At 38.5% G+C, this 23,571-nt stretch carries 14 protein-coding genes; all 14 read right to left on the minus strand.

Features of this window, described 5'->3' with window-relative positions:
* Nucleotides 1-238: 238 nt before the first annotated feature.
* The 14 genes from HPY27_RS13055 to HPY27_RS30600 all read right to left on the minus strand — a co-directional run bounded on the left by HPY27_RS13055 (nt 239) and on the right by HPY27_RS30600 (nt 23,487).
* Entirely contained in the window at nt 239-1,525 is a 1,287-nt protein-coding gene (locus HPY27_RS13055; RefSeq protein ID WP_174225191.1) for a glucose-6-phosphate isomerase, read from the minus strand.
* 169 nt (nt 1,526-1,694) lie between these two features.
* Nucleotides 1,695-3,437: a phospho-sugar mutase gene (locus HPY27_RS13060; RefSeq protein ID WP_174225192.1), complete on the minus strand. Its 1,743-nt coding sequence runs from the start codon at nt 3,435-3,437 to the stop codon at nt 1,695-1,697.
* Nucleotides 3,434-4,432 carry a UDP-glucose 4-epimerase GalE gene (gene galE / locus HPY27_RS13065; protein ID WP_174225193.1) on the minus strand — a complete coding sequence of 333 codons (999 nt, stop codon included), beginning with the start codon at nt 4,430-4,432 and terminating at the stop codon, nt 3,434-3,436. Before galE ends, HPY27_RS13060 begins: the two co-directional genes overlap by 4 nt.
* Nucleotides 4,433-4,462: 30 nt before the next feature.
* Nucleotides 4,463-5,866 (minus strand): undecaprenyl-phosphate glucose phosphotransferase, encoded by a 1,404-nt coding sequence (locus HPY27_RS13070; RefSeq protein WP_174225194.1) that lies wholly within the window; start codon nt 5,864-5,866, stop codon nt 4,463-4,465.
* A gap of 278 nt (nt 5,867-6,144) precedes the next feature.
* A complete protein-coding gene (galU, locus tag HPY27_RS13075) occupies nt 6,145-7,038 on the minus strand; it encodes a UTP--glucose-1-phosphate uridylyltransferase GalU (protein WP_217437970.1) in 894 nt (297 codons plus the stop codon).
* 9 nt (nt 7,039-7,047) lie between these two features.
* Nucleotides 7,048-8,130, minus strand: a complete 1,083-nt coding sequence (locus HPY27_RS13080) for a glycosyltransferase (RefSeq protein WP_174225195.1) — start codon at nt 8,128-8,130, stop codon at nt 7,048-7,050.
* Nucleotides 8,131-8,148: 18 nt separating this feature from the next.
* Nucleotides 8,149-9,879: a glycosyltransferase family 2 protein gene (locus tag HPY27_RS13085; protein ID WP_174225196.1), complete on the minus strand. Its 1,731-nt coding sequence runs from the start codon at nt 9,877-9,879 to the stop codon at nt 8,149-8,151.
* 83 nt (nt 9,880-9,962) lie between these two features.
* The gene (locus tag HPY27_RS13090; RefSeq protein WP_174225197.1) at nt 9,963-14,798 is read right to left on the minus strand and encodes a glycosyltransferase; all 4,836 of its coding nucleotides are present in this window, start codon (nt 14,796-14,798) and stop codon (nt 9,963-9,965) included.
* A 19-nt stretch (nt 14,799-14,817) separates the two neighbouring features.
* On the minus strand, nt 14,818-15,513 hold the full coding sequence (locus tag HPY27_RS13095) for a class I SAM-dependent methyltransferase (RefSeq protein WP_174225198.1): 696 nt from the start codon (nt 15,511-15,513) through the stop codon (nt 14,818-14,820).
* Entirely contained in the window at nt 15,510-16,796 is a 1,287-nt protein-coding gene (locus HPY27_RS13100; RefSeq protein WP_174225199.1) for an ABC transporter ATP-binding protein, read from the minus strand. The genes HPY27_RS13095 and HPY27_RS13100 overlap by 4 nt, the downstream gene beginning before the upstream one ends.
* Complete coding sequence (locus tag HPY27_RS13105; RefSeq protein WP_174225200.1) at nt 16,786-17,649, minus strand: ABC transporter permease; 864 nt, start codon at nt 17,647-17,649, stop codon at nt 16,786-16,788. The genes HPY27_RS13100 and HPY27_RS13105 overlap by 11 nt, the downstream gene beginning before the upstream one ends.
* A 210-nt stretch (nt 17,650-17,859) precedes the next feature.
* On the minus strand, nt 17,860-20,163 hold the full coding sequence (locus tag HPY27_RS13110) for an O-antigen ligase family protein (protein WP_174225201.1): 2,304 nt from the start codon (nt 20,161-20,163) through the stop codon (nt 17,860-17,862).
* Nucleotides 20,164-20,419: 256 nt separating this feature from the next.
* The gene (locus tag HPY27_RS13115; RefSeq protein ID WP_174225202.1) at nt 20,420-21,106 is read right to left on the minus strand and encodes a tetratricopeptide repeat protein; all 687 of its coding nucleotides are present in this window, start codon (nt 21,104-21,106) and stop codon (nt 20,420-20,422) included.
* Nucleotides 21,107-21,228: 122 nt separating this feature from the next.
* Nucleotides 21,229-23,487: a SwmB domain-containing protein gene (locus tag HPY27_RS30600; protein ID WP_174225203.1), complete on the minus strand. Its 2,259-nt coding sequence runs from the start codon at nt 23,485-23,487 to the stop codon at nt 21,229-21,231.
* Nucleotides 23,488-23,571: the final 84 nt, after the last annotated feature.

The raw sequence follows: 23,571 nt of genomic DNA on the forward strand, positions 1-23,571 counted from the left end.
TGAAGCAGATGGTGTCAAGGAATGGAAGAGTCCGGTTATGTATTTCATTTCCATAATGAGATAAAGTTTACATTGTTGTTTGTAATTGATAAAATATAGGAGTCTAAACAAATAACTTGGGGAATTTCTTTTTGCCAGCTGAATCGTTCAGTTGGCTCTTTTTTTGTATGGTTGGAAAAAATAGAAAACCAGGGCTTTTGCCCTGATTTTTCCGCTTCATTTTTATTTCGTTATTTCACTATACAAGTAAGGCTCTTATATTTTTTTTGTACTCTTCTACGCCTGGTTGATCAAATGGGTTTACGCCTAACAAATAGCCACTCACAGCACAAGCCTTTTCAAAAAAGAAAATCAATTCACCGAAAGTATACTCATTCATTTCATCCAGTTCGATACTGAGATTTGGTACTCCTCCATCGACATGGGCGAGGACCACTCCTTGGAAGGATATACGATTCAAATCGTGAAATGTTTTTCCCGCCAAGTAGTTTAACCCATCTATATTCGCAGGGTCAGATTCAATGAATAGATGCTCTTGCTGATTACTTACAAATAGTACGGTCTCGATTAAATCCCGTCTCCCATCTTGTATGTATTGCCCTATAGAATGTAAGTCAGTAGAAAATTGAACAGAGGCAGGAAATAGAGCTTTATGCTCTTTCCCTTCGCTTTCACCAAACAGTTGTTTCCACCACTCTGATAAATATTGTAGGGATGGTTCATAACTGACCAACAATTCAATGGTCTTACCCTTTCGATACAATACATTCCTGACGGCTGCATATTGATAGCTCTCATTACTCCATAAATCCGGATTGTCATAGTGATGAGAGGCTGCTCTTGCCCCTTCCATCATTCGTTCTATATTAAGCCCAGCAACAGCCATTGGCAAAAGCCCTACTGCCGTCAAAACAGAATACCTGCCGCCCACATCATCAGGGATCACAAAGGTTTCATAGCCTTCTTCTTCTACAAGCTTTTTAAGCGCTCCTCTGGATTTATCTGTCGTCACGTAAATGCGCTCTCTCGCACCTTCTTTTCCGTATTTCTTCTCTATGAAATCCTTAAAGACTCGAAATGCTAGCGCCGTTTCTAACGTGGTTCCCGATTTTGAGATGACATTAATAGATATATCTTTTCCGTCTAGTACATCAAGAAGATGAGTAAGGTATCTGGTACTCATATTATGGCCTGCAAAATATACCTCTGTTGAACCAGATAACTGATTGTAAAAGGAGTGAGTTAATGCCTCAATGGCGGCACGTGCTCCTAGATACGATCCCCCGATTCCAATGACGATAAACGCCTGGGAATCCCTTCTAATGCGTTCTGCTGCCCTTTGGATTCGTTCAAATTCGGCTTGATCATAGTTGTTTGGCAAGTCAACCCAACCTAGGTATTCAGAACCCGGTCCCATCTTTTCATGAAGGAAATCATGCGCTTCCTTTACGAGTTCACTCAGATTGTCTACTTCTTTTTTATCGATAAATGATAGCGCATTTGAAAAATTGAAAGATAGTCCCATTTATAAAACCTCCAAGCTATCGTCTCTGATCTCTAAATTCTTATCTCTTGTTTATGTATCGGCTATTTGTGCGACAATCTGGAAGAACTATGCCCAAAAATTGAATAAGCAAATGGAACAAAAAGACTTTTCACTTCAAGTACGACAAAGTGAAAAGCCTTTAACATATCTACCCTAGTGAAATTTCATCGACACGTCTCAAAACTTGTGCCTTTATTTGATCCATTCGTTGAATTGATTCTGCTTGACTTTGCCCTTTTATAGAAAAATAAATCTTAAGCTTGGGTTCCGTTCCCGATGGTCGTAAGCAGAACCAAGATCCGTCCTCAAGCCAATACTGCAAAACGTTCTCTTTCGGCAAAGATAAGGTGGTCTCTATACCGCTTTTTGTATCGAGAGCAATCTGTTTTGCATAATCACGGCTTTCCACGATTGGACTTTCAGCAATGGTAACAGGGGAATTTGTCCGCCAATCGTTCATGATAGCCTGAATACGCTCCAAACCATCGATTCCTTTCAATGTGCGAGATTCTAACCCTTCCTGATAGAAACCATGTTCGGCATAGAGATCGTTTAGCACATCGATCAAGCTCTTCCCTTGCTTCTTATAGAAGGCGCCCATTTCGCATATCAGCATAGTAGACATGACAGCGTCTTTATCTCGGACAAACGAATCCGCTAAATATCCATAGCTTTCCTCGTAGCCGAAAACAAACTGGCGCCCTCCCTGCTCCTCAAACAGACGAATTTGTTCAGCTATATATTTGAATCCCGTTAACGTGAGAATCGTATCTATACCATATTTGCGTGCTACAGCACTTCCCAACTCACTGGTGACAATTGTAGTGAATACTGTATCGCCAGATGAAAGGGTTCCCTTTTGGGCTTTGACAGACAACAAATACTCTACCAAAAGTGCCCCTGCTTGATTTCCTGTCAGGAAAACATATTCTCCAGTTTTGTCGCGGGCAGCTATTCCCACCCGGTCACAGTCAGGATCAGTGGCAACAACGATATCTGCTTTCTTTTCCTGAGCGAGCGACAACGCCATCTGAAACGCTTCTTTTTCCTCAGGATTTGGTGATTTTACCGTACTGAAGTTTGGATCTGGAACATCTTGGTCCTGTACGATATGAACTTGAGTAAAACCGATTCTTTTCAGAGTTTCCGGCACTAGCATTCGTCCAGCCCCATGGAGTGGAGTATATACAATAGAAAAAGAAGTACTCATGTCCCGAACTACATCGGAATTAAGCGATACCTTTTCCAATCGTTCTATGTATACTTGGTCCAATTCATTACCAATAATCTGCAAAAATCCAGATTTCTCTGCATCCTCGCGAGATATATAGTGAATTCCTTCAAATGTAGAGAGCTTATTCACTTCAGCGATGATTTGGGCAGCGATGTCTGACGCAATCTGTCCCCCGTCTTCCCAGTACACTTTGTATCCGTTATATTCGGGTGGATTATGGCTAGCTGTAATTACAATTCCCGCTTGTGCTTTTAGGTAACGAACAGCAAACGAAAGCTCAGGTGTCGGACGAAGATGGTCAAATAAATAAACGCGAATGCCATTTGCAATCAACGTGCACGCCGTCTCTTCCGCCAAGAGCGCTGACTGATGACGGGAGTCGTACGCGATAACGACACCTTTTTTCTTTGCATCCGCGCCAACTTTTGAGATATAGTCGGCTAATCCTTGAGTTGCACGTCGAACAGTATATCGATTGATACGGTTCGTGCCAGCTCCTAAGACCCCTCGCATTCCCCCAGTACCAAACTCCAAATATTTTAAAAAACGGTCTTCTATATCTTTAGGAGAATCTGTAATGGAGAGAAGCTCCGTTTTCGTTTGTTCGTCTATCCCTTGATGTTCTCGCCATTCCTGGTAAACCTCAAATTCGTTCATTCCGCTCCCCCGTTGTAACCGTCCGGATTATTTTGATGCCACACCCATGCGGATTGAATCATGGTTTTCAAATCGCTGTATTTAGGAGTCCAGCCCAATTTGCCCATAATCTCATCTACTCTGGCGACCAGCATTGCTGGATCTCCCATTCGCCGCTCTGTTTCCAAAACTCGGATGTCACGCTCTGTGACACTGCGTGCTGTTTCGATGACTTCTCGAACGGAACATCCTTGACCGGTACCGACATTGATGGCTCTCGAAGGTTGTCCATCTTCCATGGCCTGGAGAGCCAGCACATGTGCTTCTGCAAGATCGAGAACATGAATGTAATCACGGATGCACGTTCCGTCTGGTGTATCGTAATCTGTACCGAATATTTGAATCGCAGGACGTTTTCCTAAAGCAGCCTGCAAGACCAATGGAATCAGGTGCGTCTCAGGGAAATGATCCTCGCCGATGCTTCCATCCAAGGCCGCTCCTGCCGCATTGAAATATCGCAAAGCCATCCATTGCAAGCCATATGCCTGTTCCAGCCAATACATAGCCTGCTCTATCATAAGCTTGGACAAACCATATGGGTTTATGGGCTGAGTCGGTGCATGCTCAGGGATTGGAACATCTTTTGGCATGCCATAAACAGCCGCAGTAGACGAGAATACGACCCGCTTCACGTCATTGCAGATGAGCGTTGAGAGAAGCTGGGTCGTTTTGGCTGTATTCTCTTGAAAGTATAAATCCGGTTTCGCGACGGATTCGCCAACCAAGCTGCGTGCGGCGAAGTGGATGACTGAGCCTATGTCGTGCTTCTTTACAATGTCGGTTACCAGTTGAGAATTGGCAATATCTCCTTGATAAAACGGAACCGTGGATGGAACCGCACCTCGGTGACCAGTAACCAAACTATCAAGTATGACCACTTGATATCCCTTTTCCAGCAACAGTTTTACTGTGTGACTTCCTATGTATCCAGCACCGCCTGTGACAAGTACGTTCATCGTTTGCCTCCGTTATCTAAAATGCATGAACTAATAAGCATTTTTATTTATTAAACCATTCCATACAGTTTTGAAAATAATTCGAATGTCCAGAAGCAATGTCCAGTTTTCGATATAGAAAATATCGTGATTAATTCTTTCTTCAATTGATGTATCTCCACGAAGTCCATGCGCTTGGGCCCACCCGGTAATACCTGGTTGTACATGATGTTTGATCATATATTTAGGGATCTCTTCTTTAAATTGATCTACAAAATATGGTCTTTCGGGTCGCGGGCCAACAACACTCATGTCTCCCTTTAATACATTAAAAAATTGAGGGAGTTCGTCCAGGCTGGTTCTTCTTAATATAGATCCAAAAATAGTTTTCCGTGAATCAGTAGCCGTAGTCCATTGAGTATCTGATTCTACTTTGGTTAGCTGGTTCATAGTACGAAACTTATACATTGTGAAAATTCGTCTATTCAGTCCAACCCTCTCTTGTTTAAAGATAATTGGGCCTTGGGAAGTGAATTTAATCACAATTGCAATTATGATCATAATTGGTAATGTAAGCAAAATGGCAATTACTGAAAACGAAATATCGAATACCCTTTTTATAACCTGATTTCCAAGCTCATCTAAAGGTACATCTCGAATGTTTATTAATGGAATATCCCCAAAATGATCAAAAGAGGGTCGGGAGGGTAGGAAATCAAAAAAGTCAGGAATTATAAAAGCCCTTACACCAGCCTTTTCACAAGTGGCAATGATTTTCCCAAATTTCTCATGTGCCTGTAAAGGAAGTGCCAGAATTACCTCATCAACGATATTTTGTTCCAAAAGATCTCCCAAAACATCTAACGACCCAAGAATGGGTTTATAATGCGTATATTCTTTTTCATGTTCTGACTGATAATCATCTAAAAAACCTATTATTTCATATCCGAGTTCTGTGTGTAGATTGACATTCTGATAGTATCTTTTTCCGACTGACCCAGCCCCCAAAATTAAAATGTATTGCTTGTTATAACCCCTTTTTCTAATAACCTTCAATAGGTTTTTTACAATGAAACGATAAATTCCTAAAGAGAACAGATTACCCGATACAAATATCAGAAGGAAACCACGAGAAATATTCATTTCTTTCATAAAAAACAAAATGCTTAAAAAAGTTAACAGGCTAAGCACTTGTATTTGAAAGATTTTATAAACTTCGTAAGAAAAACTTTTCTTTCTTTTTGGAGAATAAAAGCCGAGGAGAAAACCAAATAGATAGGAAATAAACCCTAAAATAACAAACCATACGAAATAATATTGGAATGGAAGATGCTCAGCATTTATATCGAAAACTTCAAATTTTAACCACCAAGAGATGAAAAAGACGACCATTGTCACAATCATATCAGTGAATGCATAGATTTGTGACAAATATCTACTTGTACCCCTAATCATGGTAACCTCCGGACGCATGTACCCAATTTACTATTTCGGAAATACATAGCATTTTTGAGCTACTACTAATTCCATATTTTTGTGATGAATTTTAACAACCAAATAATTTGAAAAACGGTTATAATTTTATAACCGTTTTTTATCTATCAAGTTAGAAAAGGCAATAAATGAAGTAAATAAGCAATACCAGTGCCTAATATCTCCCCTGATTATTTTAATCCATTATCTATATTATTTTACAAACATCTTTTCAAAAAATCTATTAATTATTTTATTTGTTATACTCCTGTTTTTATTTTTATAGAATTATTTCTTTCTGTTATCAGCTTGTTTAAATATTTCAAGAAACCTTCTCCCATGTCTTCTCTCATCAAAGCATATTCAACAGTTGCTTGCACAAAACCAAGCTTATCCCCTACATCGTATCTTTTTCCTTCAAACTCATACGCAATAATCCCATTATAATACGCTAAATCTCTGAGAGCATCAGTTAGCTGAATTTCTCCTCCGGCTCCCGGTTTCGTCTGTGCCAAATAATCAAATATTTGCGGTTGTAGAATATACCGTCCCATAACCGCTATATTAGATGGTGGGTTTACCTTTGGCTTCTCTATAAGATCAAGAACTTCAATCTGTTTACCTTTTTCTTTCCCTGGATATACAACGCCGTATTTTCCAGTTTCCTGAAAATCAACTCTTTGTACACCAATAATTGATTTTTGTTCTTGTTCATATACTTGAATCATCTGTTTTAAACATGGGGTCTCGCTTTGAACAATATCATCTCCTAACAAAACCGCAAACGGCTCATTTCCAATGAACTTCCTAGCACAATAGACAGCATGGCCCAATCCTAATGGTTCCTTTTGTCTTATGTAATGAATATCGACCATATTAGATATTTCCTCAATGATTTCAAGCAAATTATTTTTCCTTTGCTCATTCAAACTGACTTCCAGTTCAACCGAGCGGTCAAAATGGTCTTCAATTGCACGCTTATTGCGTCCAGTAACGATGATAATATCTTCAATTCCAGATGCAATTGCTTCCTCGACAATAAACTGAATAGTAGGTTTGTCTACAATCGGCAACATTTCTTTTGGTTGTGCCTTGGTTGCTGGCAAAAAACGTGTTCCTAGACCTGCAGCAGGAATAATCGCTTTTTTAATCATGATCCACCTCTATGATTCATATATAGATTCTAATTGTCTGATAAAATCTCCATAATGATAGTTTGTTTGAAAGGTCAACATGGACGCTTCCGAAATCCGATTTGCAATAGCAGTGTCCGTCAGTATTCCAAGTGATTTCTCTGCAAACTGAACATCATCACGTGCTAGAAAGCCGTCTATTCCATCAGAAATAATATCTCTATGAGCAGTAATATCACTGGCTACTACTGGCGTTCCCAAAGCGAAAGCCTCCAACATCGTAAACGGAAGGCCTTCCCAGCGAGATGTTTGAAGCATAATGGACGCCGAACTTATATATTCCATCACTTTGTCGTGGGGAAGCCATCCTGTAAACTCTACCTGAGCCCCGATATTTCGACTAAGCGACACACATTCTTCTCTTAGTTTACCATCACCTATCCAAAATGCCTCAATATCTGGTTGATTTTCACGGATTTTTCTTATTGTTCTAATGAAAAGTTGAGGATTTTTTTGTTCATCCATTCTTCCAACCGCTACAATGCGTTTTCTGCAACGCTGAGCTGTTGGTGTAGAAGGTAATTGAATGGAGTTCCTTACCAGATACTTCCTCCTAAATGGATTGAAATAACGAGAGAATTGATATTCACTTTTGGAACAGGCTATAAATGATCCTGGAAAGTAACTCAAAACTGCTTCAGCTAAGAAATAAATAGCGCGCTTGCTGATATTTTCAGAGTTCATTAAAAAACTAAAGCCATGGGGCGTATAGAACACTTTACGTTTAGAAATTCCCACCGAAGCAATCCTTCCTAAAAAACCTGCTTTCGATGAGTGTAAATGGACAATATCTGGAGTCCTGCGTTTCATCCATTTATAAATATCGCAAATGCTCCTCCAGTCATTTATCAGGTTTATCTTGTTTGTCATGGGGAGGTAAACGAGATTTACATGTTCAGGAAATAGCTTGTCTAATTTTTTGGGTGTGACATCCCGGGTAGCATAAAGAATCGTATGATGAAACCTGGTATTACTCAAATCTCTGGTGACTTGCAATAAATACTGGAGCACCCCACCTCCCATACTTTCCACAATATGAAGTACATGTTTCACCTACTTCCCCCCTCACCGCTAACTGGATTGCCTTCGCGCTATACTAGCTAAAATGATTTCCAGCCTCCTAGTGCTATCCGCTGTTATTTCAGCTATCAAATAAATATTTCTTGAGGAAACACCCTTTTTAAGAAGTTGCTGAACATACGCAGCATCCGTACAGACATAAACAGCGGTATCCATATGCCCTGCCCAATCAGCGAAAAAATCACTAGTGTCTACAAAAAATAGAATATTATTTACCAAATGGTTTGAGGCTATATGCTGATCATGAATATAAACATCGAATACAATTATTTCACCCTTGTCTTCTTGATAGTTACGGTGAACTGCATGCCCAAAAGAAAGTAATCTATCACAGAACCTTTGAAGCTTTTCACTATCAGAAGTACATTGAATCATTAATTTGCTTATCGTTTCATATTCGATTCTTCCGTATCTACTACAAGTATCAAAGAGCGTAGCTGAAATCGCACAGACAACCGAAGGAAATTGCGAAACTTCTGCTATAAAAAAAACAGTAAGAGCCATATTTCTCATTACATGATAAGATGGTTCATCGAAAGTTACATAAATCCAATCATACTGAACGCGGTTCTTTTGTTCAAACAGACGATCTGTATTAGAAACAAGAACAATAACTTTGTCCCAGTCTTCAATCTCTTGCTGTAGAACGGTATTGAAATCAAAGACTGCAACTGATCTCTTATTTGCACTTGCTGAAGAGCTATTTGTGGACCATTTTTTTAATCCTCTTCTTAATTCATTTTCCAAATCCGTGCCACTCAGTTGAATAAAAATTGATACCTCTTTTTTAAGAAATAAGCGTCTCTCTTTTACTCTTTCAAGAGTTTGTCTGGCTTTTTCAGCAATTTTTAGTTCTTTTGCTTTCGCGGATAGACTATCACTATGTACTCTGTATTGATAATAAGAAGCAGGCTGGCCTAAATGAGTAAAGGAAAAGAACTCATTTCCTCTAATCCAATAGTCATAATCTTCAACACCAATCGAATCATTATAATTTCCAATTACAGACATAAACCTTTTATACAAAAAACTGGGACCAATAAAGTTGTCATGTACACGGGACAACAAAAAATCATCATCAGGTAGTTCAATTATACTGGAATCTATGGCGCTTTGGTTTTGGATCCGGAAGGATGATTGTGTATAATGCTGACCATGTTCATCAATTATTCGATAATCCGCATACACAAAAGTTTTCTCATGATTTTTTTCCAGAGTATATACTAATTGCTCTATATTAGTTTTCCCCATGATATTATCCGCCGATGTCCAGGAAAGAAATTCCCCTTGTGCAACGGAAAAGCCAGTGTTCAGTGCAATTGGTAAGCCAGCATGTTCTTGCCGTATATACCTTACTCTTTTATCATTTAAAAACTTTCTAAGTTGGTCTAAAAGATGCTCATCCGAACCATCATCGACGATAATTAGCTCAAAATTTTTATAAGTTTGATTCAGTACACTTTCAACTGCAAGGGATAAATATTCACTATGGTTGTATACAGGAAGAATAATGCTAACTAGCTCTTTTTGATTCTTTATTCCCGGAAATTTCACCTGTTCTTGGTTTATCTGAGGTTTTTTTTCGGGTAAAAAATTGACAACTTTCTTCATTGCTATCTTCATATCCTCTTTCGCCTTAGAAGGCAAGAGAGAAAAGGCGTGGCGCAAGAAACGATTTGTCGAGATATACAATAGTACCTTTTTGATTATTTTTCGGTTCATCGTTAGCCTTCCTGACTCTAAAATGTATAAAGCAGGAGAATTGCCTCTCTACGATAGAGAGGCAATTCATTTTCCACATACGATTATAATATTACTGAACGATACTGCGATACTGAAGTTATGGTTGATTCAGATACCTTTTCATATTCTTTTACAATTTGCAGTAAGTCGTAGTTTTCCAACACTTTTTCTTTCCCTTTCTTGCCTCTCTCTCTCCAAACGTCCTTTTCAGCGTACATGCGAAGGATCGCCTCTTTGAGCTCTTGAAAATTCTGTGTTGTTCCATTGAGTGTATAACTGTACAGAGTTTGATCATTTAATACAGCTACATCTCCATAGGCGTTTGGAATAATGATTCCAATATCTTCATTTTCCACTACATGTTTTGCTCCCCCAACATCTGTGAGTAATAGAGGTAGCTCAGCAAACATAGCCTCCGTCTTAGATATACTCCACCCTTCAATAATGGAAGGCATTAAAAAGACATCTGCTATTTTGAAGAGATCTTGGTTGTTGGCTACAAACCCAGTAAAAATAACGTTATTCTCTAGACCAAACTTTTCAATGCTCTCTTTACATTTTTGATAATAAGAATGGTCAAGTATATTGCCGCACATTAATACTTTGATATTGGGATGTTGTTTTACAACCTCGTTCATGACATGAATGGTTAAAAGTTGCGCCTTCCGACCATCGATAGAAGCCAGGTTCAATAATACATAATCATCTTCAGCTAAACCAAAATTGCTTCGGAAACTTATTTGTGGCTGCATAAATTTTTGTGTTAACCACTCAACACTTATTCCATTCGGTATAACTTTAATTTTATGAGCAGGTAAATTAACTCGTTTTACAGAATAATCCTTTACTTCTTGCGATACAGCAATATAAGAAGTAATATACGGATCTTGGTTTGCCAACAATGAAACATCTTCATTGGTAAACCAAACGTAAGAGTTGTGGAGAAAATGAATAACCGGAATATTTCTTGACCAGCACAATCTTGCTCCAAAAGTAGAGTAATGTTGATGAACAAGATGAATATTATGCTGCTGCAAGATATCTAAATACTCCACTTCTTTATTAGCCTCTGAAAGGATGATCACTGGATAGCCGAGTTCTTTACACCTGTCGGCTACTAATCCCCCCGTGTGGATGCAAGCTATAATCGGGTTATACTTTTCTTTGTCAATAGTTGTAATGACATTAAAAATAACCTCTTCTAACCCGCCTTTATCCAAGCTTAGGGCCTCTATCAGCAAATTAATTCGAGTCGGCTGATATAGACGTGCGGGTTCTTCAATTACACCGATTGCTTGTTTCTCGGCTTCTCTAGTATTTCGATAAAACAAAACATTATTAGCGAGTGATTCAAGCTTCTCGGCTTTATTTTCGGCTAGGAACCAATGTAAATATTTATCGACCAGACGTAAATCTATTTCTGTGCAAAGCAGCAGGTCCAATTCAGCCCCAATATTCTCTCCACGGGAATCCCATATCACATAAGGCAAGTTCCAATTCGATAATGATGTTCTGGTGAGAATTGGTTTGCCGGCATGCAGCAAAGCCTCTAGCGCCAGCTTTTTGTAAACTCTATCTCCTTCCAAAACAGGAAGAATAAACAGATCCATTCCCGAAAGATAGTAGTACTGCAAATCAGAAGGTTTATTACCTAATAAGTATACATTTGGCAAGTCGCCCAATTCTGCCTTGAAATCATAATCACTTTCTCCCTCCATACCTATGATAACAATATCGTACGAAGGACGTAATAGAGCTACATGCTTGATATACTCCACGTCAAAATGATTTTTTCTTAATGGTCCGAAATAGCCAAGTATCTTTTCGCCTGTCCCATTATAGTCCCAGAGATAATATTTGTTGTCACGAGCTTTTCTTATTATTGACGTTTTATCCAAGGATTCCTCTACAATAAAGATACGCTCGCATTCCGGACCTACACTTCCTTCATTACCTGTTTGCAATGTCCAATCCACAGATTCCTGTTCACCATTGAAACTAATAACAAAGGTTTGGTCAGGATATGTTTGTTTAACCCACTCTAAAGCACCCGTTTGTTTATCATAGGATTCATCCAGAAAAACCAACGCTTTCAGAGCCACTTTTTCATTATGAGACGCAAGCTCGTGAATATTAATCTTTTGGATGGGCAGTGGAAATTTTTGTAGCAAGTCAGCTTCCGCAACCAAATTCACATGGGTTTTGTTTTCATAGTATCCCCTTACAAGTTGCTGGGTGCCCAAGTGTAACTCCTTCCCTGCCAGAAAAAATACGTCAAATGGTACCTTATAATATTCCGTCCGTTGTTTGTGGTATTGTATCAACTTCGGTACATTATCATTGATGTGACTTTTGCCGAATTTTTCACTCAAGGAATTGGAGTGAACTCGATAATAATAAAGAGACTCTTCATGATCGTATCTCTTAACGGTAAATAATTCATTAATCCGCAGCCAATAATCATAGTCTTCAGTTCCAACCAAGCATGGATCGTACTCACCGATTATCTTGGCTACATGGCTTCTGTACATAAAGGAGGCGCCAATAAAATTATCTTCTATAAGACCCAATGTTTCTACAGATTTAGGTAGGCTCATCAGGTTAGAACCTTTCGGGATCTGATTGTGATATCTATGATCGGTTCCAATAAGCGGGTACCCGTTCTCATCGATTAACTCATAATTTGCGTATACAAGGTCAACATCAGGATTTACCCTCATAAACATCACTAGCTTTTCGATCATCTCGGGTTTACAAATATTATCAGCCGACGTCCACGTGAGTAAATCCCCTGTTGCTTGAAAAAAAGCGTTGGTTAAAGCACGTGGAAGCTTTTGATTTCGTTGCGTCAGGATTTTGATTTTAGGGTGATTTACATATCTATCTAAAACTTTTTCTATCCCGTCAGTTGATCCGTCATTCAAAATAATCAATTCAATGTTGGGGTAAGTTTGCTCTAAGACACTTTTAATAGACTTATCAAGCATATCCGCATGATTATATACAGGAAGAATTACACTGACTTTTTCGTGTGAATAACTCTGAAAATATGCCTGTTTTTGTTCACGGTTGTTAGTTAAAAGGTTCAACGACGGCAAGACAACAGAGGCAGCTATCTCATTATGTGCCGAAAGCTGATTTGACTCCCCGCTCTTAGGTACAATTAGTTTTTTCTCTGGATAAACCGTGTAGTACAACCTAGACAAATGTGGCTTTAGTTTCTGCTTCGTTTCAGGAGATACCTTTTGTTTACCGTACTCAAAACCAGTCTTCAGTGCGCGCTTCACTAACTTTTTGCTCATTTTAACAGACTTTATCAGGATAGACTTATTACTCTCAAGTAACATGATTGTTTTATTTCTTTCATCCAATAGTGAAAGTAACCGCTCTTGCTCAGTTTTCCTCCATGCGTTTTCCGCGACTACATTTTCAAACCTTACGATAAGATCGTCCAACCTTTTTTCAGCTAATAGCGTGTCTTCATGTAATTTTCCGTTTAAAATTTCGATTTCTTTTTGAAGTAAGAGTAGCTGCTTCTCCTGGTTCGTCTTTTCCGTCACTAAATCAGAAAGCCTACTTTCATGGTCACTTTGAACTTCAATTAGCCTATTTTCCATCTCGCTTCTTGATTCTTCGAACTTAGTCCATGAATCATCTAATTTAACCCGTGATTCTTCTAATTTATCCCGTGATTCTTCTAATTTAGTTCGTAATTCCCTTAGTTCGGTGTTTACGAGGTTATTACGTTGTTGCAATTCATTATTTTCGGTTTCTAAACGTTGATTTTCTTTATTTTTGTCTTCTAACAATAACAGCAACCTATCCTGTTCCGATTTTCTCCAAGTAAGCTCTTCTTTGAAATGGGACATTTGTTCTTCTTGTTTTAACTGTGTTGAACGAAATATCTCATTCTCTAAAAAACGATGCCTAGTTCTCTCCATCTCCAAGAGTTTTCTCATTTTTTGGGCCTCTTTCACATTCCATTCAAAAGCCCTTTGCCAATGAGAGAGTCCATACGTCATTAAGGACACCAATTTTTTCCCAAACGCGTCCTTTCGAATAAACAGTTCATTATCATTATGAAGGCGGAATACATTAGAATTAGAATAGCTACTGGCCGCTCTCTCGGATTGAATATCGCTAATTTCTTTACTTAGAAGCTCTATTAAAGACGGGAGTATGTGTGACACTTCTTCATTAGCATAGATATGCATGATCTTTGAATATAGGGATGCTGACCCGTATTCAAATCCATAGTGCATGTAGTTAATAATATAAATCCAAAAAGCAATGACATCATTTTCTTGCATGTCATCAGAAAAAGGTACTGCATCTTGCAAATCAATCCAAACCGCTATTTTCTCTGTGGTATAGATCGCATTGAACGGAAATGGATCTCCATGACAGAGTTCATTTTTATGAAGATGATTCAAACCTTTTGCCAGATCCAGTATCACAGTGTACATATCTTTAGCAGTTATTTGGTTGAACTGATCTTCTGTTCCCTTTAGCCAAGCTGGGGTCATATTCATATCAGCTAGGGGGGTACCCTTTAAAATAGGGACTCGAATAGAGCAAGTACACGCATCCTCAATCGTTAATACGTTATTATGTTTTTGTTCTTTTAATTTTTTAAACAAATGAATTTTCTCTGCTGGATCGAATGGAGTAAAGGCACCTAATACATGATCCGCATTTCTTTGTTTATTCGATATACTTATCCATAATGAATCTTCTGCAGTTAAAGCGTAACTGTTGATAGTTCCAAGTTTAACTGGCTCCCATAATTCGGGGAGCGTTTTTAAAATACATTGATCGCCGCAATATTGAATAGCTATGTCGTCACGTGTAATGAATCGATTCTCTTGCAAAATTTCCTGTCTCGCAATCTTAAACATTTCTATCCCCCAATCCAGTCTATATTTCAATTCGATAAAGATTTCTTATAAACCCGTTTGCTCCTACAGTAAAGCAGATAGGAGTGACTGTATTTACTTTCGCTACATCAACGAACCATCTTGGAAAATTATATCCATCCGGATAGTAGTTTATAGGTTCATTCTCAGGTCCTTCAAAATATATTATGCGATTCGAGTGTTTGCAAAATTGGTGTAGAATCTCAATAATTTCTGCATCTTCTTTCTTACCAATTCCTGTTTTGGCATACCCGTTAAAAAAGTGGTGAACAACATTAAATAATAGGATGATGTCATATCGATCGCTAGTGTTTTTTATATAGTCTTCAATATCTGCTTCTATAAAGCGAGCATCAGTATTATAAATCGTATTGTTTTTTTGTGCTGTATCGAGACAAGGTTCAGCATAAAAGCCCTGTACATTGGGAGCAGCGTTATTATCAATACCTACGACTGTATGCCCCAAAGCCGATAAAGTATGAGAGAAAAAACCGATATTGCAACCCACGTCCAATATTTTCTGTTGTTTTAACCCTAGAACTTCCAAATCGTGGATAATCGCCAATAGTCTATCGAAACATACTCTTTCCCAATTCGATTCCTTGTTACTGATCAGCGACAATATCTGTGTATAATTCCCCTGTTTAAGTAGCTTTATATGTAAATCATCAAAGAATAGCGGTTGATACGTCTTCATCGGTGGAGTGACATCTCCTTGTAAGAGATAGTTCCTGGTATACTTACAAGTCCAGGTATAAATGTCTGTCCATAGTTCAAAACAACCCGAAAGACAATTCCATTATAAACCTTGTCACTATAGGAGCCTTGAACAGGTATTCGCAATCCAAATGCTATATTATAGGTCCCTGGGGATAGAGCCATGACGTGATCGAATTCGATTCGGACAGTCGTTCCTTTTTTTTGTGGCGGTAAAGAAATCCCCTTGAAAAATGAGTTCAGAGCGTAAATTTCGATCCCTTCCTGATTACGAACTACGATTCCAAATTCACTTTCCATGTCACACTCTTCTTCAAAGTGGATATAAGCAACAACTTTACATGGTTCACCATGTCTTACCGTATCGATCTCGTTTCCTTCCTCATCGACAATATACGCATCAATATATTTGGCTACTCCATCTCCAAAACGCTGGGTTACTCTTTTCTCAAAAGGAGGCTGCATCGTCGATTGGATATCCATTTCGTCTAATTTCGGTCTAGTTGCAACTGTATCATAATTACTGTTTGCTAAAGAAACCTTTGAGTACATGTCAGCCGACCTCATGGAATCTCCTTCAAATAAGAGCTCACCTTCCTGAATGAGAATACATTTGTCGCATAATGCTTTAACTGTTTCCATAGAATGACTGACAAATAAGAGTGTCACACCTTTTTTCTTCAATTCATTTAACTTGTCAAAGCACTTTGCTTGGAAAAACATGTCTCCTACACTCAATGCTTCATCAACAATGAGTATTTCAGCATCGATATTTACTGCGACTGAAAAAGCTAAACGTACAAACATTCCACTTGAGTAGTTCTTGACTGGTTGATCGATGAATTCGCCTATATCAGCAAAAGATAGAATTTCATCTAACTTTCCATCCATCTCTTCTTTCTTTATACCATATATGGAACCATACAAGTAGATATTCTCACGACCGGTAAAATCAGGATTAAAACCCGATCCCAACTCTAATAAAGCAGCTACTCTCCCCTTAACCCATACATCTCCAGAAGTAGGACTAAGCGTACCCGCAATTATTTGTAATAATGTACTTTTTCCCGAACCATTTCTTCCAATAATTCCAACAGTCGTCCCTTGTGCAACCTGAAAAGAGATATCACGCAATGCCCAAAACTCTTTATAATATTTTTTCTTCTTTCCAAATACAATTTGTTTAAGTCGATCTGAAGGTTTATCATACATGTGGTAGCACTTAGAAATCTCTTTCACATGAATTGCTATATTAGATGACATCGGCAAAACCTCTCCTTGTAACCATGAACCACGCATAACAAGCAATCAAAAAAACAAAACCACCGGCAATCCAACCTGTTAATAGTAATAAATCAGGCATAACCCCATTGAAAACAGTATCTCGAAATACCGATATCAGATATGTAAGCGGGTTTAGGTTCATGTAATATTGAAATTCTTTAGGCACTGCAGTTACTGGATAGAAGACAGGAGTTAAGAAAAACAGCATATTTACAACAATTCCAACGCTCTGTGCTACGTCTCGTATATAAACCCCAAGTGAAGCCAGTAAATAAGAGATACCTAAACTGATCATAATTAACGGCAGTAAAACAATAGGCACCATAAAAATAGTTGGCGATATATAATCGAGCAGAATGTACTGACCAATCACAAAGATTGTAAAAGATATAAGAAAATTCGTAAGTACTGAAAACAAAACTGAAACTGGTAAAACTTCTAAAGGAAAAATGACTTTCTTCACGTAATTACTATTATTAATAATCAGCGAAGGTGAGCGATTTGCCAGTTCACTAAATATATTAAAAACAATTAGCCCCGAAAATAACATCATAGCAAACTCGGATGTTGACTGCCCGCCGTTAGTACCCCATTTGGCTTTAAAAACAACAGAAAAAACAAAAGTATAAATAGTGAGGAGAAATAAAGGGTGAATAAAGGACCATAAGATTCCCAGATAAGAATCCTTATACTTCGCCTGAATCTCACGTATAGCCAAATTTTTTATTAATAGTCTTTGCGACCAACAAGTTTTTGCAAAAATAACCGGGTTCAGAAATCTCATGAAGGATATGGAATCTGAGTTATATCTATTTTGCAAAGTAAAACTCATCACCTTTCACATAGTTTTGCATCTTTTCACTTGATAAGTGTGACTATCAACAAAAAACAGTAAGCCATTGGATAGTCATTATTATACCTTGTCTTAACCAATCGCTATCTCTTGTTATGGCGGCACAATTATACCATGTTACCTGTCTAGCCACACTGTAGCCCCAGTTAAATACAATATTTACAATTTGGAATATGAATCAAGCAGGCCTTAAGGCTGCTGCACTACAATCCCCCGATACTCCACAACCCTCTGCGCAAAATCAGCTCGTTGCATCATCAACGCCTTGGTAATAGTAGTAGCCTTTTCGTTTTGTCTCGTGGCTTCATATGCTACAACTAGTAGTGCTTGCGCATCAACTGTGAGTTTGGGATCACTTACCGTCTTCAGTATTTCAATACCCTGTGGATAATGACCGAGTATCATATAAGACTGTCCTATAAAAAAATACGTACTGTTCGCCAATTCAAGAGGCCGCTTATCAGGAATATCTTTCATCTTAAATTTCTCGATTTTCGTTAAATAGCTCTCATAATAACTTAACGACTTTTTAGCTAACATCAACGCTTTTTCGTTGTCATTCAACTTAGCAAAATCAGCTGCTAGCTGTGATTCCAAGGTAATAATACGCTCAATATATTCGACGTTGAACGGATCACGTTCCACCGCAGATTCATAGTACTGAATGGCTTTCTCCCAGTCATTTAGAGTCACATATACATTCCCCACGTAAAATAATACTTTGGCATTTTGAGGCTCCAGTGCTTCTGTTACGTGTAACCTTTCAATCGATTTTAATTTCCACTCCTCGTTCCCTTCATTTCTAAACTTAGTAGCATAAACATTGGCCAAATTTAGTTGATAATCTGTTTGATAAGGATTGAGGGCCACTGTCTTTTCAAGAATAGATTCAGCCTCATCAACCAACATCTCACCTTGTGTATCAGCTACAGTATCTTGAGCTAAATAGAATCTTAACGAATAAAAACCAAACACAAGAACAAATGCAGCCGTAAATGACAAGATCAATCTAACAACCACTTTACTAGAAAAATTATTAGATGATTGTTCGCCTGAGAAAGAAACAACCGATGGAACTCCTATAGCAAGCAACCAAAAAGCAACAAACCATACAGTCCCATAAGAAAAGTCAAAATCTATGAAACCATGCATGAATATCATTGCTAAGGCTGGAAGCACAGCTATTGTTAGTACCTGCTCTTCTTTTTCATTTTCTTTATAAATCCGTAGAGAAACTTGGTAAACCAAGAATGCAAATACCAAGAAAAAGATGATTAATCCTAACCAACCGGTACTTAACAAGACTTCCAAATAGCCGTTATGAATCTCATTATTAAAATACGGCAATTCTTGATGTCTAGGATAGAGAATCTTCCATCCCTCACCACCAACTCCTAATAGAGGTGCCTCACTACTGAGCTTGAATGCATCTTGATATACATTCGTTCTCCCTAACAAGCTGGCAGTTTCCCTATTAATATCCGATACCCGATCCTGTAAACTGCTTGGCAATTGCTGATATACCAGTCCACCGCTCTTTATATCTAATACCAATAATACTCCTATAATAATGATGGCACCTGGAAAAAGGAACCTTGCAAACTTTTTATCTCCAAAGCTAGTGAAAAACGATTTTCTATCCAATACTGCTCTGATTAATAAAATCAACATTAGCACCACAAAAGTAGAAACAAAGAAAGAAAGCATGCCCGGATTAACTGAGCCTTGCCCCACCTGCATAGTAATTTGTCGAAATACAATGAATGAAGCAGCACCTGAAAGGGCTGAGTATATTATGTATGTAATCTGTTCCTTGCCTTTCAGTAACAAAAGTCCGATAAACCATGCCAACGGAAAAACAAGTAGAGATCCACGAGAGTAAGAATGTAATAAGCCTACACCGTATGCGACCAAAGGTAAGCTATACAGTATAGTAGACCAGATAGGGAGGTTCTTCTTCGTCAAAACTACCAGTGCATAAAGCCAGAAAGCACATATAACCGTGGCGAAAGTATTGGCATATTGGAAAGTGCCAGTTAAACGTTCAGCAAGCATAAGGTCCTTGAATTCAACCCATCCCCACATACCAAAAATGGCAAAGAAGGAAATCCATATCCCAGACAATTGAAACACTATCGAAAATACTTGCTCTAGTTTCTTTGATTCGTCTGCTTGTTTTGTCCAAACTAACATGACAAACATGGAAGAATAGGCTAACCATCGAAAGATGTTGTCAAACGCTCCACTTGGTGTCGCTGCATTAGTCAATGATAATAGATACGTCAATGGTATTAAAAACACAACTAAATATGGCAGCATAGCCTGCTGTGGCTTCTTAATAAAAATCCTAACTGCATTCACTATAAAAAGCACTGCCAGAATTACTTCTATTAAATAAAAATCTGTATCAAAAAATAATCCCCGTAGATACGGAGTATAAATAAATAGTACACAAAGAACACATACGCTTATTAGACTTAATACACGTCCCATTACAACCTCCGAACTAAAAATGATCGAGTCAAAATAATTTCTATTCTTCTACCTGAAAGTAATCAACGAGTACTTTGTGAAAAGACATATTCATTTTATCACACCCATTTCCTAATTGACACGATTTGACACGACCATAAAATAAACAGATATCTAGCTATTTGGACCTAACTTTATTACCTAGTAAAAAAAAGAGGCAAAACTGCAAGTAGACCGGTACAAAAAGTCCTTGCAATTTAAACCTCGTTGAAATCAATTACTTTTTAGATTCAAGCTCTTTAACAACATTAGCTACTTCAACTTTGGTGTTTAATCCTTCAGGAGCAAGTTCCAGATACTTTTTCATATTTGTTACCGCTTCTTGTTTTTTGTTTAATTGCATATACCCAAATCCGATAAAACGGTACGCTTCAAAATACTTAGGGTCACTTGAAATCTCTGATAAGACTTTTATCGATTCTTCAAATTGATTTTGAACAAAGTAGATTTGTCCGAGTTTAAATTTAAGATCTGCAAAATCTGGCTTTACTTGAAGGCCTTTGTTAGCAGTAAGAAGCGCATTGTCAAAATCCTGATTATACATTTGAATTGCTACAATATTGTTATAGCCTTCAATCATGTCTGGTGACTTTGTAACTGCATTTTGATAATAACTCAGTGCTTTACTGAGATCATTTTGTTTCCGAGAGATATTACCCAGGTAGTACTCATAGACACCATTTGAAGCGTCAAGCTTTACACATTCCTCAAATGCTGACTTTGCTTCATCCATTTTTCCAGAGTTGTAAAGAGCTAATGCAGCATCAAATTTTTCCTTACCAGGATTTGAAGTTTCAGACTTATTTTCTTGAGCTATAGGTGCAGGTGCTTCGGTTTCCTTTGCACATCCAGAAATAACAACTAAAGACAATAGGAATACAGCCACTAAATATACGTACTTCATGAACGTTAGGTCCTCCATATTCTAGAAAATACTGAGATACCATTCTATATTAGCACATTCCTATAAATTAGTTGCTGAAAACAAAAAAAAAGAGCCTAGTAATAGGCTCTTTTTAATGCTCATTAGTTAGCAGTGATTGGTGTAGTGTTAACTTTGAGCGTGTTGCCTTGAACATCTTTAGTGTTCAGGTCAGACTTGTAAGTAGCAACAGTTACAGTTTGTGTAGTGTTGTACTCAGGCAGAGTCAAAGTGACTTTTTTGTTGTCACCAGACACAGGTCCAATGTATGTTGCGTCAACAACAGTTCCGTTTACTTTTACAACGAAGTCGTCCAAATGAGCAGCGTCATTTGCAACTACAACATCTTCACTGAAAGTCAGTACCAAGGAAGTAGAAGACTCTTTCTTAGCAGAAACGAGTGTTGGGTCTACGTTGTCAGTGAAGCCATTAACAACGATGTCTTTGCTAGCTGCGTTCAGCTTGCTGCCATCTGCAGCAACTACGCTATCAGCGATGGACAGCAACGCACCACCGGTAGAAGCAATTGTCTCGTCTTGCAGTTCGATTTTAACAATTTGCTTGTTAGTATCGAAGTAGATCGCATTAGCTTTGATCGCTTGACCGTTGAGTTTGTAGTTAGAAGCAACAGCTGCAGCTGCAGCCATGTCTTTACCAAAGTTGATGGTAATTACATTGTTAGCTACAGAAATAGCAGAAGTCAAATCGATCTCGCCTTGAGCAGAACCGGACTTAACAATGCTTACAGAAGCAGCAGCGTTAGGATTTTGACCAAGGTCTTTCACAGCCCCTGCTCCGAAATCGATTGTGTAAGTACCAGCGTCGATAACACCAGCTGCTGTTTCAACGGAATTAGCATCTACTTCAACGATAGTATTCTTACCGTTAGCATCAGCTACTACGTTAGCAGAAGTGATCGATTTTTTCACGCCATCTTTGTCTTTCAAGACAATCTTAGTAGCGTCTACAGTTGTGGTCAATTCTTCAGAGAATTGAACTTGGAACACTTCGTTAGCTGGTCCAGTCGCTGCTTTGTTAACTACTTTACTGAAGCGGTTAACGATTGTAGGAGCTGCACCATCTTTAGACAGAGTCACAGTGGAAGTGAACTCGTTACCAAACATGTTGTTGTTCAGCGCTTTAAAGCCGTTAACTGTTACAGTCAGATTAGTAGTGGTTTCAGTATCACCATATACTTTTACTTGACCGTTGTCAGCTACAGTTACATAGTACTCATCATCCGTACCAGCACCGTCTACAGGTGCGAGGGTAGAAATCAAAGCATAGCCGTTCTTCTTAACAGAAACAGCATTCGGTACAGATACTTCTTTATCGAATACTACTTTGAATCTGTACTCACCAGCAGCTTCTACTTTCGTTACAGTAGGAGCAGCTGCATCGACAGTAACTTCAAATGTTTTTGTCAGGTAAGATGCATTGTTAGGTGTAGGAGCTTGAATGTCCTTCACGTTAGCAAATGCAATAGTGTGTTGACCAGCAGTCAAGCCAGTAGCAGCACCTGTGAGCGTAATTTCTTTAACCGCAGGGTTAGTAGAAGGAACGTTCACGTTTTTGTTATCAATTGTGATCAATCCGATAGAACCTACATACTCATCGAAGGAAACAACTACGTCATTACCTTTAACTTGTACAGACTTAACAACTGGAGCAGCAGTATCTACGAAGGAGAATGTTTTCGTCTCATCCTTCTCCAAACCGCTCAGGTTTTTGTTCAGAACTGTCTTTTTAACAGTTACGGAAACATAGTCACCAGTTTTGAGTGGGTTTGTCAAAGCGATAACTGCTTTCGTTTTATCAGTGCTATCAACAGTTGTAGTAAAAGCAGTTACTACGGAGTTGTTGACTTTCACTTCATAGTTGGATTCGTCTTCAGCAGTTACTGTATCCAACTCGTCGTCGAAATCAACAACGATTTCTTTCGCGTTCAGAGCATCTACAGCATCAACTTTCAGTTCGCCCGCAGGACCTGGAACTGCATCTTTGCGAGGGTCGTAAGTTGCACCGTTAGAACCATCGAGGTTAGATTTCGTATAAACGCCTTCGAAATCAGTCTCTTTCAGGTCTCTCTTAACTTTGCTGAACTCACCGTTCATGATTTCGCGGAGGCTTGCACCTTTACCGTCGAAGTCAACGTAGATCAGTTTGTCGAAAGCAGTTACTTTCATGTCAGCTGCAAATTTTGTTTTACCTGCATCTGTCAGGTTGAACAGGTCACGCAATTCATAGTATCTGTCTACATCTCCACCCAAATAAACACCAGATTTTGGTGCTGCAAAAGCGGAAGAAGCCATGCTAGCAACTACTGTAGCAGAAAGGATGGAAAGAGCTACTTTTTTATTCACGTACTACCCCTCCGTAAGTTTGATAGGAAGTCTCTATTTTTTGTGAGTGAGTATGTAATGAACAGCGGAGAGAGGTGACTCCCT

This window comes from Brevibacillus sp. HB1.1 (genome assembly GCF_013332445.1).
Taxonomy (GTDB): Bacteria; Bacillota; Bacilli; order Brevibacillales; family Brevibacillaceae; genus Brevibacillus; species Brevibacillus porteri.

What these genes read in the sequence shown, in the direction of transcription:
- galU (WP_217437970.1), bottom strand. Translation starts at nt 7,038, where the DNA reads ATGATTAAAAAAGCGATTATTCCTGCTGCAGGTCTAGGAACACGTTTT.
- HPY27_RS13090 (WP_174225197.1), bottom strand. Translation starts at nt 14,798, where the DNA reads ATGTTTAAGATTGCGAGACAGGAAATTTTGCAAGAGAATCGATTCATT.
- HPY27_RS13110 (WP_174225201.1), bottom strand. Translation starts at nt 20,163, where the DNA reads ATGGGACGTGTATTAAGTCTAATAAGCGTATGTGTTCTTTGTGTACTA.
- HPY27_RS13070 (WP_174225194.1), bottom strand. Translation starts at nt 5,866, where the DNA reads ATGATTAGGGGTACAAGTAGATATTTGTCACAAATCTATGCATTCACT.
- HPY27_RS13100 (WP_174225199.1), bottom strand. Translation starts at nt 16,796, where the DNA reads ATGTCATCTAATATAGCAATTCATGTGAAAGAGATTTCTAAGTGCTAC.
- HPY27_RS13095 (WP_174225198.1), bottom strand. Translation starts at nt 15,513, where the DNA reads ATGAAGACGTATCAACCGCTATTCTTTGATGATTTACATATAAAGCTA.
- galE (WP_174225193.1), bottom strand. Translation starts at nt 4,432, where the DNA reads ATGAACGTACTTGTCACAGGCGGTGCTGGATACATAGGAAGTCACACA.
- HPY27_RS13060 (WP_174225192.1), bottom strand. Translation starts at nt 3,437, where the DNA reads ATGAACGAATTTGAGGTTTACCAGGAATGGCGAGAACATCAAGGGATA.
- HPY27_RS13055 (WP_174225191.1), bottom strand. Translation starts at nt 1,525, where the DNA reads ATGGGACTATCTTTCAATTTTTCAAATGCGCTATCATTTATCGATAAA.
- HPY27_RS13085 (WP_174225196.1), bottom strand. Translation starts at nt 9,879, where the DNA reads ATGAACCGAAAAATAATCAAAAAGGTACTATTGTATATCTCGACAAAT.
- HPY27_RS13115 (WP_174225202.1), bottom strand. Translation starts at nt 21,106, where the DNA reads ATGAAGTACGTATATTTAGTGGCTGTATTCCTATTGTCTTTAGTTGTT.
- HPY27_RS13105 (WP_174225200.1), bottom strand. Translation starts at nt 17,649, where the DNA reads ATGAGTTTTACTTTGCAAAATAGATATAACTCAGATTCCATATCCTTC.